The 13,105-nt window shown below is 54.3% G+C and carries 15 protein-coding genes; 5 read left to right on the forward strand and 10 right to left on the reverse strand.

Going from position 1 to position 13,105, the window contains the following annotated elements; genetic code table 11:
• From HYU99_09380 to HYU99_09425, 10 genes are all read right to left on the reverse strand, one after another.
• A partial coding sequence (locus HYU99_09380; GenBank protein ID MBI2340556.1) for a hypothetical protein occupies positions 1-223 on the reverse strand: 223 nt, incomplete at its 3' end.
• Positions 224-238: 15 nt separating this feature from the next.
• Complete coding sequence (locus HYU99_09385; GenBank protein ID MBI2340557.1) at positions 239-1,045, reverse strand: metal ABC transporter permease; 807 nt, start codon at positions 1,043-1,045, stop codon at positions 239-241.
• The gene (locus tag HYU99_09390) at positions 1,042-1,938 is read right to left on the reverse strand and encodes a zinc ABC transporter substrate-binding protein (protein ID MBI2340558.1); all 897 of its coding nucleotides are present in this window, start codon (positions 1,936-1,938) and stop codon (positions 1,042-1,044) included. Before HYU99_09390 ends, HYU99_09385 begins: the two co-directional genes overlap by 4 nt.
• A gap of 4 nt (positions 1,939-1,942) precedes the next feature.
• Positions 1,943-3,034, reverse strand: a complete 1,092-nt coding sequence (locus tag HYU99_09395; protein MBI2340559.1) for a hypothetical protein — start codon at positions 3,032-3,034, stop codon at positions 1,943-1,945.
• Between the two features lie 48 nt (positions 3,035-3,082).
• Positions 3,083-3,388, reverse strand: a complete 306-nt coding sequence (locus tag HYU99_09400; protein ID MBI2340560.1) for a hypothetical protein — start codon at positions 3,386-3,388, stop codon at positions 3,083-3,085.
• A gap of 29 nt (positions 3,389-3,417) precedes the next feature.
• Entirely contained in the window at positions 3,418-4,524 is a 1,107-nt protein-coding gene (locus tag HYU99_09405; protein MBI2340561.1) for a hypothetical protein, read from the reverse strand.
• A gap of 94 nt (positions 4,525-4,618) precedes the next feature.
• Positions 4,619-5,536 carry an Ig-like domain-containing protein gene (locus HYU99_09410; protein MBI2340562.1) on the reverse strand — a complete coding sequence of 306 codons (918 nt, stop codon included), beginning with the start codon at positions 5,534-5,536 and terminating at the stop codon, positions 4,619-4,621.
• Between the two features lie 2 nt (positions 5,537-5,538).
• Positions 5,539-6,390, reverse strand: a complete 852-nt coding sequence (locus HYU99_09415) for a TIGR02147 family protein (GenBank protein MBI2340563.1) — start codon at positions 6,388-6,390, stop codon at positions 5,539-5,541.
• Between the two features lie 140 nt (positions 6,391-6,530).
• A complete protein-coding gene (locus tag HYU99_09420; GenBank protein ID MBI2340564.1) occupies positions 6,531-8,498 on the reverse strand; it encodes a GAF domain-containing protein in 1,968 nt (655 codons plus the stop codon).
• On the reverse strand, positions 8,498-10,105 hold the full coding sequence (locus tag HYU99_09425) for a thioredoxin family protein (GenBank protein MBI2340565.1): 1,608 nt from the start codon (positions 10,103-10,105) through the stop codon (positions 8,498-8,500). Before HYU99_09425 ends, HYU99_09420 begins: the two co-directional genes overlap by 1 nt.
• A 130-nt stretch (positions 10,106-10,235) precedes the next feature.
• Here HYU99_09425 and HYU99_09430 point away from each other — a divergent pair, with 130 nt between their 5' ends.
• From HYU99_09430 to HYU99_09450, 5 genes are all read left to right on the forward strand, one after another.
• Positions 10,236-10,541, forward strand: a complete 306-nt coding sequence (locus HYU99_09430) for a type II toxin-antitoxin system Phd/YefM family antitoxin (GenBank protein ID MBI2340566.1) — start codon at positions 10,236-10,238, stop codon at positions 10,539-10,541.
• Positions 10,538-10,957, forward strand: a complete 420-nt coding sequence (locus HYU99_09435) for a type II toxin-antitoxin system VapC family toxin (GenBank protein MBI2340567.1) — start codon at positions 10,538-10,540, stop codon at positions 10,955-10,957. The genes HYU99_09430 and HYU99_09435 overlap by 4 nt, the downstream gene beginning before the upstream one ends.
• Before the next feature lie 8 nt (positions 10,958-10,965).
• Entirely contained in the window at positions 10,966-11,889 is a 924-nt protein-coding gene (locus tag HYU99_09440; GenBank protein ID MBI2340568.1) for a DNA integrity scanning protein DisA nucleotide-binding domain protein, read from the forward strand.
• Positions 11,886-12,122, forward strand: coding sequence for a hypothetical protein (locus HYU99_09445; protein ID MBI2340569.1), 237 nt, complete (start codon positions 11,886-11,888; stop codon positions 12,120-12,122). The genes HYU99_09440 and HYU99_09445 overlap by 4 nt, the downstream gene beginning before the upstream one ends.
• A gap of 244 nt (positions 12,123-12,366) precedes the next feature.
• A complete protein-coding gene (locus tag HYU99_09450; protein ID MBI2340570.1) occupies positions 12,367-13,086 on the forward strand; it encodes an alpha/beta hydrolase in 720 nt (239 codons plus the stop codon).
• Positions 13,087-13,105: the final 19 nt, after the last annotated feature.

Consider the following 13,105-nt stretch of genomic DNA (forward strand, 5'->3'; position numbering starts at 1 on the left):
GGGTAAGCGCCTCTTCAAAGGATACTTTTACCGCCGGCAGGCCCGGATCGGATGTGTCGTCATCCGCCCCGCCGATTCCCATGCCGTCTTCGGTATCGTCAGTGGAATCACCGCCATCTCCCCCTCCGCTCCCCCCACTGCAACTCATCGCGATAAAGACAACCAGCGCCGCAATCAGAGGAAACAGGCCCGTCAAACCTTTTCGGGAATAATTGAAAGACACGATTGAGTCATAATATCAGTTGGCCTTCCGGATGACAACAGCCCCCGCCAGCGTAATTCCAAAGGCCGCCACAATCGCCGCGCCGGTCGGCAGGTCCCAGGCGTACGACGCGGCAATGCCTCCCCCGCTGATCACGGTTCCGAGAATCCATCCGACAACCAGCCTCGTTTTCAAACGATCGGTAAAAAGCAACGCAATCAGGGCCGGGACGATCAAAAGCGAAAAGACCAGAAGGATTCCGGCCATCTGCACCGAACTGGTAATGACCAGGCCGAAGGACGAGTAAAAAAACAGATCCCACAGCCAGAGCTTCAAGCCCTGTTTGCGGGCCTCGGCGGGATTATTGGAGACCAGAAGAAACGGATGGCGGAAACGGTAATGAAAAAAACCGAGGACGGAATAGATGACGGCGGTTTTGAGTATCTGCCCCCACCCGACCCAAAGGATGTTTCCGTTAAGAATGAACTTCAAATGTTCGGAACCGTGCGGGATGCGATCGGCGATCAAAACGGCCAAAGCGGAACTGGCGGCAAAACTCACTCCGATCAACGCCTCTTCGGGGAGGCGGTCGTCGCGAAAAAAGGCAAAAAAACAGGCCCCCGCCAGAGTGAAGCCGAGGCCAAAAAAATAGGCGGTCTGGGATTCGAGCGAAAAACCGAGAAGCAGGGCCACCGTCATCCCCAACGCCGCAATCTGCGCCAGGGCGATGTCGACAAAAATCACGCCCCGGGCGATCACGTGGATTCCCAGGTAGGTGTGGATTCCGGTCAAAACCAGACAGGCAACAAAAGCGGGAAGCAAAAAAAGAAATTCGTTGTTCATAAGGCCCCCTTCAGTTCTCCAATCAGGTAATCAAACAATCCCTCATACGTCGTCACTCCCGTTTCTCCACCAACCGATGTCGCCAAATCGCGGACCACTGCCCCGGTCTTCTTCCCCAACTCCCACGATGGCTTGGGATCATAATAATTCTCGGAGACAATCAAATGGATCTGCCGCGATTTGATGAGGTCGATTAGAGAGGTAATGTGCGACGGTGGCGCGGGAATGCCCGGTTTCGGCTCGATAACGTCGGCGATTGTTATTCCCAGCCAATTCGCAAAATAAGAAAAAACCTTGTGGTGCGTGACGATATCTTTGCCGCGCAAAGAGGCCGCCAAACTTTGCCATGCCGCAATCCGGCTTTTGAGGCGCGATTCAAAAGTAGCCAGATTGTCTCGATAAGCCGGCTGATTGGCGGGATCGAGGACAGATAACTTGTCGGCAACCTCCCGGGCAATGATCAGGCCATTGCGCGGATCAAGCCAATAATGCGGATTCCCCAAGGGATGAATATCCCCCATCGAGCGGTCGACTTTTCCCGCCGGGATTTCAATCACCGGAATATCCCGGGAGGCGTCCAGATAGCCCGTGGAACCCCGCTGAATCTTTGGATTCCGCGACTGCGTCATCAAAACCGGCAACCAGCCGATCTCCAGATCCAGGCCGACTTCGACAAACAGGTCGGCGCGGTTCATTTTAACCACGTAGCTCGGCTTCGGTTCCAGATAATGAGGATCCTGGTCTCCCCGGCAGATACTTTCCACCGAAACGAGCTCACCCCCGACCTCGCGCGCAATGGCGGCGAGGTCGGTAGTAGTCGTGACGATATTGACTTTGGCGTTGGCAGACAAAGGAAATATTGCAAGCATCAAAAGCAAAATAAATTTTTTCATAAAATTAAAATACATGCGCCCCATGTACTCCCATGTTGAATTGAAGTTGCAGAAAAGCCTCGTGCTGTTTTTTCGGATTTCCGGCGATATCGACAAAATTGTATTGCCCTTTCAAATGAAAAAACTCCGTGGCCACAAAGGTGATCTCCGGCGAGAGCGACCACCGGCTGAAACCCTCATCGGGAATGCCGATCTTTTCAAACCGGATTCCCGCCTCCCATTGGCGGGCAAACTTGCCGACCAGTTGCGAATAGAAACCCCCCTCAACTTCCTCGCCGACCGCCGCAGTGCGACGACTCAGGAAATATTCGCTTTGCCATTTAAGGCCGCGCCGGACCGAGGGCTTCCACCGCAAATAGAGATCGGCGCCGTAGATTTCGGTCAGATTTCCCGTGCCCGACGCGTTAAAACCGAACACCCCGCTGATCCCCGTTTGCATGGTGAGGTCCCGGGCAAGATCAAACGTGTTGGTCAAGTGCCCCAGGTAGGCGAAATCCCCCTTCCGCGTCCCGTCAAAGTTCCCCTCATTTTCCCCCTGCAGGAATTCGAAGGTAAGTTCGGAAAACCAGGAGGTCGGGAAAAGAACGGACAGTTCCACACCCAGTTCGGAAAACCCTTCGTCCCCGAAAAAATGCCGGTTGGTTCCCGAATAATCGACAAAATTGAGCTGTTCCAGATGTTGGGGATTTTGCCGACCGAATTTGGCCAGCATTTTTCCGGCCCGGATCTGCAAATTAAGGGGTAGCGAAAGAGTCGTAACCGTTGCATCTTCCACCTCCACCCCCTCCTCCTTGAAAAGGATGAAGACATCTCCGCGCACATACGGATCGACCACCGATTGGAGGGCCAGCTCGATTCCCTGAAAATTAAATCCGGTGCGCGACGGGTTTTCGCCGAGATCGTGACCGGGGTCATCCCGGAAATAACCGCCGGCAAAAGTCCCGATCACCGAAATATCGGGAATCAGTTTCGATGCCGCCCCTGACGGCTTTTGATATTTGAACGGGCCGATCTGTCCGGTGTTTTGATCGGGCTCTTGGGCTTGGACCAATAGGGGAATAACCAGCATTCCCAGAAAAAGGATAAGACGAAGCATATTCTCCTCCATCAAAAAGTGACTCAAACAACAGGATATGATTTTGAATCAGACGGATGGGGGAGCGCGGGACGGAGGGGTGGAGATAAGAGACGCGACGGCAACCGACTCTTTATTCTGATGAAATAAAGTTTTGCTAAAGCAGGGGGGGCCGAGTTGAAGAGGTTGCGTGACAACGGCGGACCTGGACTGCGAAACCGCCGCGCAGACGGCGCAACTGTCGCCGTGCCTGACCTCTCCCTTTTTGTGCCAGTGAAAGGCGTTTCCGACGCACAAAAGAAAAAGAAAGAGCGCCAGCGCACCGCTCAAGCAAAACGGATTTTTTTGCTTTTTACGCATGCAGAAGGCGCTCATTATGCTCTTGGAGCTTTTCTTGTCAATTTTTAATCTTCGTCCTCCTCATCCTCCGAATCGTCATCGTCTTCTTCGTCTTCGTCTTCTCCGTCTTCCGCTTCATCGTCGTCTTCGTCGTCGTCATCCTCGCGGTCAACCGATCCGGAGTCCTTGATCGCCCGCTTCAGTTCGTCGGTGAACTGGCAATCCCCTTCATCGTTTTCTTCGTTGATGACATAGGTGCCGTCATCCGCCACGTCCGGATTGCCGCTGTCGAGGCAGGCGCCGAGGTCGATGCCGGCAAACCAGTCGGCAACCGAGAGCGAGACGACAATCGCGTTGACATCGGCCGATTCGGCCACATCGAAGCCCGCATCACTGCGGTAACGGATGTGTTCGTCGAATTGAATCACGATTTTAAAGCTCCTCTCGGTCGTTTCGTCGTTGTAGGTTCCGCCGACATCCATGCTGTTCCCCAAAAGCTCGTCGCCGGCCTCCACCAGCGTTGAGTCCTCGTCCAGATCATGAAGTCGTAGCGAAATCTCCCGGTAGTTGCCGGAGGGAACGGTGACATCGGTCAAGGACGGTGTAGCCAAACCGGTCATCATATCAACGACAAACGGCCCTTCGATGCGGATGTGATCCTCATTTTCGCTTGCGTCGTCATCGTCGTCCTCGGCCTCATCCTCGGCATCGTCCTCATCTTCGGCGTCATCGTCCTCCCCATCGTCCTCCTCATTCAGAAGGGACGAGAGGTCTTCCGAAGAATCGTCTTCTTCCACATCGTCTTCGGCATCGTCCTCACTCGAGGCGCCGCAGTCGCCGTCCTCGAGGGCGAATTCGAGCGTATCACAGTCTTCGCCTTCGGGCAATTTCAGGTCGATCCGGTCCAGAACCACCCGGGCAGACGTGAGGACGATCACGCCGGACGAGGCATCGGCGGTTTCAACCGATTCATCGCCGTCCTCTTCGGCTGAAAGCCCCTTTGTCAGCGCGGATGGACTTCCCGCCGCCAGTTGGACCGAGAAGCTGGCCGTCGCCGGGCCTCCGTCGGTATCGGCGGTGCTTCCGGCGCCGCCTCCACCCGATCCGCTACAGCCGGCAAGAATAAACGTACCAGCCGCAAGCAACCATAGTGTCTGTTTAAGTGACTTCATATTTCCTCCGTTATGAGAAACAGGGCCTCGAGTGCCGCCGTGCCGGCCGGTATCGGTCGGCACCCGGACACCTGTTTGGTTAAAAAGATCAACTCTATTCGCTTCGGGTCGTAAACGACCACGATCTTGTCTCCACGGCGGTTCCCCCTTCACATTCGATCCCGTCAAGGGTCACCGTGTAGACGGTGTTTGCCTCAAAATCGTCATCTTCGTGCTCGCAGGTCAGCTCATCCCCCTCAAATTCAAACTCGCAGGCGATGGTGTCCGAGGATGATTCAACCACAAACGACAACGCGGTCACCGTGGAAGAATCGAGGTCGCAGTCGAAGCGGACTTCAACTTCCTCGGAAAGGCCGACGTTGGTTTCTCCACTCCGCGGATCGACCTGCAAAATATCGCCTTCCCCGCCGGACTCGCCGTTTTCATCCTCTTCCTCGTCGCAGTCCGACTCGTCTTCATCGTCATCGTCGAGGAAGCCGTCGAGGTCGCAATCTTCCTCGTCATCATCGCCATGTCCATCGTTGTCATCATCGTCATCATCAAAATCATTCACACCGTTACCGTTCCGATCGCTTTGGCCGGCCGGTTGATTCGTGGGTCTCCCTTCACCGTCGGCAATCAGAATCTCACCCAAATCGACTGGATCTGCGCCATCCGCCAGATAAAAGACGGTCGACTCAAGGGTGGCGAGACTGTTCTGGACGACAAGGATCGCCACAAAATCGCCGTCGAGGGTGAAGCTCAAAAAGTAGGCCTTGCCGGGGGTAAGATCGAGATCGAAATCGCACACCGAATCCACGGAGGCCGAGGCGGTGTTGCCCCGGGAATCGACGGCGGAAACGGTGTCGGCCGGACAGTCGCCTGCCTGTTTCTTGAGGTCAGAGCCGCCACCTCCATCCACAACGGTGCCCATCACCGGCCGGGACGGATTGCCGAATTCGGAACCCCCCTCGTTTTCCGCACAGGCGGCAAAAAGACAAAATGCAATAAAGACAAAATGTTCGATGCGCATATTCATTGTTGATGCCTTTCAACTGACCGCGTCAGCGGAAACATCTGGATGTTCAGTTGAACCACCTCTTCGGGATCGGAATCGGTCGAAACCAGTTTTAAAATTTCCTGTCTGAATTCCTGAATCTTCTTTTTCAGCTCGGATATCCTCTCCTTTTTCACCCCCAGCGTCAGGGCGCTCACATCCCTTTTCTGGGCAGAAACCGTATGCATGACATGTTTTGCCAGATCGAGCATTTCCAGATGATACTGGAAAAGGGCAAGCGAGGCTACCTCCGCGCCGGTGGAGACAATGGCGCTTGTCTGCTTCCAGCTCCCCCCCTCGCGGGCGATGAACCCCAGCCTCTCCAGCGCCTCGAGCGATTTTTTGGCCTGCGCCCCGGTGATGGGGGGCGAGATGCGCCGGGCGAGCCATTCGGGGGTTCCATCGAATTCGCGCGAGGCCACCAGCTCCCGGATGACCGAATGATGCCAGGTGGAACAGTACTCATACTGACTTTTTTGGATGGGCTTCAGCTGGTTGAATTTGCGCGACTGGATGAGGCGTTCATAATAAAGGGCCTTTTTTTCCTCCTCCACCGCCTGGTTGAAAAAAACAAGATTGCGGAAGAACTCCTCCTCCTGCTTGTTCAACTTCAACCCGATCACGAATTTGGAGAGGCTGTCTTCGGTGAGATTTCTTTCCCCATCCATCACCAGTTTGAGAAAATTGGGAGAAGTGAATCCGGCCCTTTTCGAAAAGGCGCGGAACGAAAAAGAGCCCCGGGCCCGTTTGGCCTCGGCATACCAGTCTTTCAGGAATTGCCGATAATCGAGGTAATCGAAAAGCCGTATCTGCCCGGACCCCTTTTTCATGGGCCCATGATACCGCCTCTGTGTCGGCCTGACAATGGATTATAAACTTTTAAGTATTCATATGTATACAATTTTAATAATAACTATATGAATTTAAAATGTTTTTAAATTTTATGTAAAATTATTATAATTATATGTATTCAACTACTCCCTTCTTGGGTACCGGGAATTCTCTCCGGCAAAAGAAACTTGAACTCCGAGCCCTTGCCGAATTCGCTGGTCACGGCGATGATACCCCCGTGCAGTTCAACAAGTTGCTTGGTCAGGGCGAGGCCAAGGCCCGTGCCCTGATACTTGCGGGTGAAGGTGGAATCGACCTGCGAAAAGATGTCGAAGATATGGGCCAGATGTTCCGGCTTGATGCCGATGCCGGAATCCTTCACGGCGATGCGAAAAACCCCCGTGCCCGAAAAGCGGCGGGCTTTAAGCTGAAATTCCTCGGCCAGAACGTCCGTTTTTTTGTAATAGGAGGCCGAGACTTCGATCCGTCCGCGGTCGGGGGTGAATTTGATGGCGTTCCCCACCAGATTGATGAGGATCTGCCGAAGTTTGCGGGGGTCGGCCACGAGCCTCGGCAGATCGGGGCCGACGTTTGTGACCAGCTCCTGATTTTTTCGCGTGATCAGCGGGGCAACCGTCTGTTGCACCTCCGTAATCACATGACTCACGTCAAACGGCTCGGCCGAGAGGTCCATCTTTCCCGCCTCCACCTTGGCCAGATCGAGGATGCTGTTGATGAGATGAAGCAGATTTTCGGCGTTTTTCAATATCTCCTGCTGGGAATCCTTCTGTTCCCTGTTCAATTCGCCCAAAACCCCTTCCAGAAGAATCTCCGAAAACCCGATCACGGCGGTCAGCGGCGTCCGGAGTTCGTGGCTCATGATGGCCAAAAAATCCGACTTGATCTTGTTGGCCTCCTGAAGCTCGATGTTTTTATTCTGAAGCTCCTCGATCAACTGCGCCGATTCCAGCGCCATCGCCGCCTGGTTGGCGAAATTGTCCAGCGTGTCGACAACACTCTCCTCCACATATTCCTTGCGCGAGGCACCGATAAGCGCCCCCACAACCTTTCGTTCCGCCACCAGCGGGGTGATCACGAATTTCCGGAATCCCAGCGCCTGCTGGATGGCCACCGTCTTTCTTCCGGAAATTTCGGGAACCAGCCCGCGCGTCAGTTCGGTAAAATCGTTGCGGATGATCACCCGGTTTTTAAGGATCGACTGATAGGCGGAATTTTCAACCGTGTTGAGCGGCAGAAACATATCCAGCATCTTAAAGCCCAGCATCTCCTCCATCCGGACGGTGAATTCGTTCCCCTCCGGGACATAAAAGACCACCTTTTCCTCGTGACGCGACAACAGGGCCAGAAAACAGACGTCGAACCCGAGCCCGGCAATCACCCCTTTCAACACCTGATCGATGACCGCCTTCAGATTCATCGCCCGGCGGATGGTGGAGCCGATGCGGTTCAGGGCCAAAAGCTGGACATTCCGGGTTTCCAGCGCGCGTTCCTTGATTTTTGAAAAATAGTGGGCGATGCGGGCCCCATAGACAATGATGCCGAGCGCCAGCGGGAGAAGGGTGAGGTTGAAAAAATAGCCGAAATCCTTCACCTGTGAAAACGCCGTCCGGACGCCGGGAAAAACAAACGGCGCGACAATCTGCAACTGCAAAAGGACAAGAAGCCCGCAGTAGGAGACAAGGGCCATCGTGGCGGAAAGCAGAGCCATCAGATAGCCGAAAAAGGAACCCGCCGCGATGACATACATGCCGTAAAAAAGAAAGACCACCACGGAGTCGGCCCCCAGAAGGTAGATGAGCGCCGTCTGGCTGACGATATCGGCCAGAATCTCGAACCCGACCATCGGGAGAATCTGTTTTCCCTTCAGGATATTTCCGTAACAGAGGGCGGTGACAAGAAAACCGAGGTTGAACACCAACGGCACAAACGGGGCGCTCCTCCAGATGCCGGGAAAAAAGACAAGAAACAACAGCCAGCAGAGAAGAAAAATAATCAGCCGGAGCCGGGCGATAAAGAGATGCCTCCCCTTGAAATCGGGGAGCTTCATTTCATCGAGAAGCGCCTGTCTTAGACCGATGAGTTGCATTATTCCCCTTCAACCCGATTCAAAATCTCCGTCATCTCCCGCTCGTCCACCACCTCTCCAACCAGCCTCTCTTTTTCGGCCTCCTTCTGCAGACGGTCAAGAAACACGACCGTCGGCCAGCCGATCACCTTGAAGCGCTCCACCGCCTCGTGGCAGGTTTTGGTGTCCCGGGTGCAGTCGATTTTCACCGCCACCCATTTTTCGGAGAGCGTTTCGCGGATGGAGGGACGGCTCCAGACCTGACGATCGAGCTCAAGGCAGGGGGGGCACCACTGCGCAAAAAAATCGACGATCGCCGGTTTTTTTTCTTTGGCGGCGCGGGCCATCCCCTCGTCAAGCGAGGTGATCCAGAGGCCATTCTGCGGAGGACCAACCGCCGTCATCTGGCCGTAAATCACCCGGCCATAATAGACGGCGACAAGGATCATCAGAACCCCCAGGGCTTTTTTAAGCCATGCATTCCAGGCCCCCGAACCGATTTTCAGTTTGACCGCCCCTGCAAAGGCACCCAGCACAAGAAACAGAACCCCCATCCCCAGCGCATAGAAAAGAAGGAGGAGAAAACCAAGCACCAGATCGCGGGTGGCGGCCACGAAAACAAGAAGAGGCCCCACCACCGGCCCCACGCAGGGGGCGGCAAAAAGCCCCATGGTCAGGCCGACAAAAAAGATGCCCCGATAACCCGTGGAGGGAATTTTGGCGAGCCGCGCCTGCAGAGAGGCGGGGAGACGAAGATCAAACAACCCAAAAAGAGAAAGGGCCATGAAGACAAGAACCAGTTCCAGAAGAATGAGAAAGACAAGATTTTGAAACAGGAACCCAAGACTCTTTCCGGCCCCTGCCGCCAGCAGTCCCAAAATCGAATACATGACACTCATCCCCAGAACCATCACCCCCACTGCCAGAAGATTATGGGAAAAATTCCGGTCTTTGCGGATGCCGATAATCGCCAGCGTCACCGGGATCATTGGCCAGACACAGGGGGTCAGGTCGGTCAAAAGACCGCCGATAAAAGCGACCAGAAGGGCAAGCCATATCCCCTTCGCCGTGATCCGGCCAAAATCCCTCTCGCGGACAAGCGAGGCCAGACTCTTAAACCACCCCTTTTTGATTTCGGTTGTTTGAGGCATTGACGCGGCCGTGAAGGCGACTTCAAACGGCAACTGCATGAGGCGGTAGCAGAGTTTGTCGGAACACCCCTGATACTGAATTTTTCCCGAAACGGTTTTTTGCCCCGTCCATGCGTCCGGAGGCATTTGGAGCGAGACCTCCATGACCGCTTCGTTATAATAGACGTCGGTCACCCGGCCAAAGAAGGGATCGTCTTTTTTCACCCCTTCCGGTTTTTGGAGATCGCCGGGGACGATGCCGTCGGGATTTTCGAGGAGGAGGTCGGCGCTTTCGGCGTAGAGATAGTAATCGTCGGGGATCTGAAGGGTGACGGAGAAGGTGTAACTTTTACCAGGAGTCACTGGAACCGGCCCTTCATCGTAGATGACGGTGAACGGATCGCTCTCGTTCCCCCCCTTTTGGAACGCCAGGGAGGGGTGCAGACAGAGGAACTGCCCGCAGACAGTCAGAACGAGAATCGATGTTTTCCAGGACATTCCCTGACTGTTTACTTCAAAAAGTTAAAGAGGTAAATAACGATATTGGGGAGAGACGAAACCGGGGTTATTCCAGACAGGAAGTTTTATCTTGAACATTTTAGCTATTTTGGCTAAAATAGCTTTTACTATGAGACAGGCAAGACAGGCCGCTGTTTCCGCCACCGAGGCAAAAAACCGGTTCGCCGATGTTCTGGGGCGCGCCATTTACGGCCATGAACCGGTCATTGTCGAAAAGAAGGGAAAACCGGTTGCGGTCGTCATTTCCTTTCAGGATTTTCAGGCGCTTAAAAAAAAGGACACCGTTGCTTCAGGGATGGATCTCTTTTTATCGACCGTTAAAAAAATACACGAGCGCTTTCCGGCCAGAAAGCGGAAAAAAGAAAAAACATCCGTTGATCTTTTGCGGGAAATCCGTTTAGAGGCCGGCCGATGACCGATATCTGTCTTGATGCAAGCCTGCTGTTGGCCCTCTTTTTGGATGAGCGCCAAAAGGATCGGATCACGGGAAAAATGCGGGAGTGGAAGGAGACAGGGGCAAATCTGGTGGCCCCGTCGTTCTTTTATTATGAGATCGCGTCGGTTATCCGGCGAAAGGTTTTTATGAAAGAAAGAACCGAAAAATGGGCCGGCCAGTCGCTTGAAGGCGCGTTTCAACTGAAAATTGAAACCGATGGTTCAAGCCAGATGCTGTATTCGGCCTACCAGCTGGCTAAAAAATATCGCCTTCCCACAATTTACGATTCCTGCTATTTGGCTCTGGCCATGGCGCGAAAGGCCGAATTGTGGACCTTGGACAAAACATTCGCCAACGCGGTTTCCAGGTCTTATTCCAAAATCCATCAGATATAAAGAGAACAATGCCCGCTAAAGATCCAACAGCCGAAAAGGCCAAGGCGATCCGCTTAAAGAACAAGGCGATGATCCGGGCCGCCCTCGAGGCCGCGAAGGGGGCAAAGGCCAAGTACTTTTTCATCTACATCGACGCCGTGGAAGACAACCTGATCCCGGAGGTTCTTCCCAAGGGATTAAGCATCATTCTGGTCACCAAAAAGAAAAATCCCCCCACGGAAGCCACCAGGTGGCAAGGCAAAACCGCCGGCGGGCAGATCATCACCCTCCCCAAGCTCGCCCTCGGGCGCATCGGGATGATCAAGGTGGCGGTCATCCTGGCCATCTCGGCCAAACTGGTGGAGCCGGATGACATCCTTGTCTTTCTGGGGGGAAAGGCGGAACTGGGACAGCTTGATATTCTTTTGACCTTCAAAATCGGCGGGGAGTCGGAGATCATCACCGGCACCGATTTTGCCGACATCCCCGAAACGGTCAAGCCGGCCGTCTTCGAGCATGCCCTGAATCTCGCAATCGAATTGGCCAACAAGGGGCGCGAGGGAAAGCCGATCGGCACCATTTTTGTCCTGGGGGACGAAGAAAAGGTGATGCAACTCTCCAAGCAGATGATCATGAACCCCTTCAAGGGATACGAGGAGGAGGAACGCAATCTTTTAAACCCGGCCCTGAAGGAAACGATCCGCGAATTTTCCGCCCTCGATGGGGCCTTTGTCATTTCCGGCGAGGGCGAGGTCATTACGGCCGGCCGATACCTGGGGGCCGCCACCGACGAGTCCGAAATCCCCCGCGGTCTCGGCGCCCGTCACATCGCCGCCGCCGGGATCACCGCGTTGACAAACGCCATCGCCATTGTTATATCGGAATCCACCGGCGACGTCCGGATTTTCCGGAACGGCAAGGTGATTATGGAGATTGAAAAAACAACACGATGAAAACCCCCGATCTCAAATACCTCGACACGCGCACGGCGCAAAGATACCTCAAACAGGGTGTCCTGAAGGAAGAAGAGTACGAAAAATTCCTGAAAACCCTCCCCGACGACGCCGGGAACGCGGCAGACGTTTCCTACGAAGAAATCGATGCGGCATCCCAGCCGACTCCAATGACAGTCCTCCCTGAAGAGGAACAGGACCCTGACGAGGCCGAATCGTCGGAAGACCAATAACTGTTCCATCTTTAAGCCAGTCGAAAGATTTGACAAGCCGCGTCAAAATAAGATAAAATTTGATTAAGCGAGCCATCGGGCTTTTTGACTCCGCAAAGTCTTCGACTTTGCTACGCAGGCAAGCCAGGCTTGCCTTTGTGGGCCCGTGGCGAGCGCGGGGTTTGGGGCTATTGCGAGGCGAGCAAAATTAAGAAGTTGCGGGTAGCAACATTGCGAGCCGAGCAGGGCCCCATGAAAAATAGACATGCCCATATCGGCGTTAAGAAGGGTTGCCCGGCGCGTTTTGCGGCGCACCAGGAGCTGGGGAACGATTGTGGCCCTGACCCTGCGCGGCAACCGGATTGAACGGAAGGCGAATCTTCGGCACTGCAAAAATCCGGTGCTTCTGCTCTACGGGTTTGGCGCCACGCGCAGAACCTTTTCCATTCTCGAACGCCGTCTGTACAACGACGGCTACACCGTTTTTTCCATCAACCTCGGGGGGATTTTCGGAACTTTCAACACCCACGCCATTCAGGATCTGGCCGCCTACGTGGACGAAAAAATCGAACGGCTCACCAAAAAATACGGCTTCCGCGGGAAACTTTCGATCATCAGTCATTCAAAGGGGGGGTTGATCGGCACCTACTATGTAAAAAGGCTGGGGGGAGACCGTCGGGTGAAATTGCTCATCACCCTGGGCGCCCCCCACAACGGCAATCCCTGGGCGATGCTGGCGCTGTTCAGCCCGGCGGCGCTGATCTTCAAGAGCATTCGGCAGATGACGCCGATGTCGGACTTTTTAAAACGACTTAAAATCGGCCCCTTTCCAAAAAGGGTGAAGCTTTATTCCATCTACTCGAAAGACGACCGCGTCTCCCCTTACCCCTGTTCCGTCGTGGAGGAAGCACCGAATGTCAAAAACCTTGAGCTGGAAGGGGTGAGCCATTCGGAATTTTTGATCAAAAGAACGTCTACAACCTGATCAAACATGCGTTAAACGA

Source organism: Deltaproteobacteria bacterium (assembly GCA_016183175.1).
In the GTDB taxonomy this organism is placed as follows: domain Bacteria; phylum UBA10199; class UBA10199; order UBA10199; family SBBF01; genus JACPFC01.

Coding starts and splice junctions, on each gene's coding strand:
- HYU99_09385 (MBI2340557.1), bottom strand. CDS start 1,045: ATGAACAACGAATTTCTTTTTTTGCTTCCCGCTTTTGTTGCCTGTCTG.
- HYU99_09390 (MBI2340558.1), bottom strand. CDS start 1,938: ATGAAAAAATTTATTTTGCTTTTGATGCTTGCAATATTTCCTTTGTCT.
- HYU99_09395 (MBI2340559.1), bottom strand. CDS start 3,034: ATGCTTCGTCTTATCCTTTTTCTGGGAATGCTGGTTATTCCCCTATTG.
- HYU99_09400 (MBI2340560.1), bottom strand. CDS start 3,388: ATGAGCGCCTTCTGCATGCGTAAAAAGCAAAAAAATCCGTTTTGCTTG.
- HYU99_09405 (MBI2340561.1), bottom strand. CDS start 4,524: ATGAAGTCACTTAAACAGACACTATGGTTGCTTGCGGCTGGTACGTTT.
- HYU99_09410 (MBI2340562.1), bottom strand. CDS start 5,536: ATGCGCATCGAACATTTTGTCTTTATTGCATTTTGTCTTTTTGCCGCC.
- HYU99_09415 (MBI2340563.1), bottom strand. CDS start 6,390: ATGAAAAAGGGGTCCGGGCAGATACGGCTTTTCGATTACCTCGATTAT.
- HYU99_09420 (MBI2340564.1), bottom strand. CDS start 8,498: ATGCAACTCATCGGTCTAAGACAGGCGCTTCTCGATGAAATGAAGCTC.
- HYU99_09425 (MBI2340565.1), bottom strand. CDS start 10,105: ATGTCCTGGAAAACATCGATTCTCGTTCTGACTGTCTGCGGGCAGTTC.
- HYU99_09430 (MBI2340566.1), top strand. CDS start 10,236: ATGAGACAGGCAAGACAGGCCGCTGTTTCCGCCACCGAGGCAAAAAAC.
- HYU99_09435 (MBI2340567.1), top strand. CDS start 10,538: ATGACCGATATCTGTCTTGATGCAAGCCTGCTGTTGGCCCTCTTTTTG.
- HYU99_09440 (MBI2340568.1), top strand. CDS start 10,966: ATGCCCGCTAAAGATCCAACAGCCGAAAAGGCCAAGGCGATCCGCTTA.
- HYU99_09445 (MBI2340569.1), top strand. CDS start 11,886: ATGAAAACCCCCGATCTCAAATACCTCGACACGCGCACGGCGCAAAGA.
- HYU99_09450 (MBI2340570.1), top strand. CDS start 12,367: ATGCCCATATCGGCGTTAAGAAGGGTTGCCCGGCGCGTTTTGCGGCGC.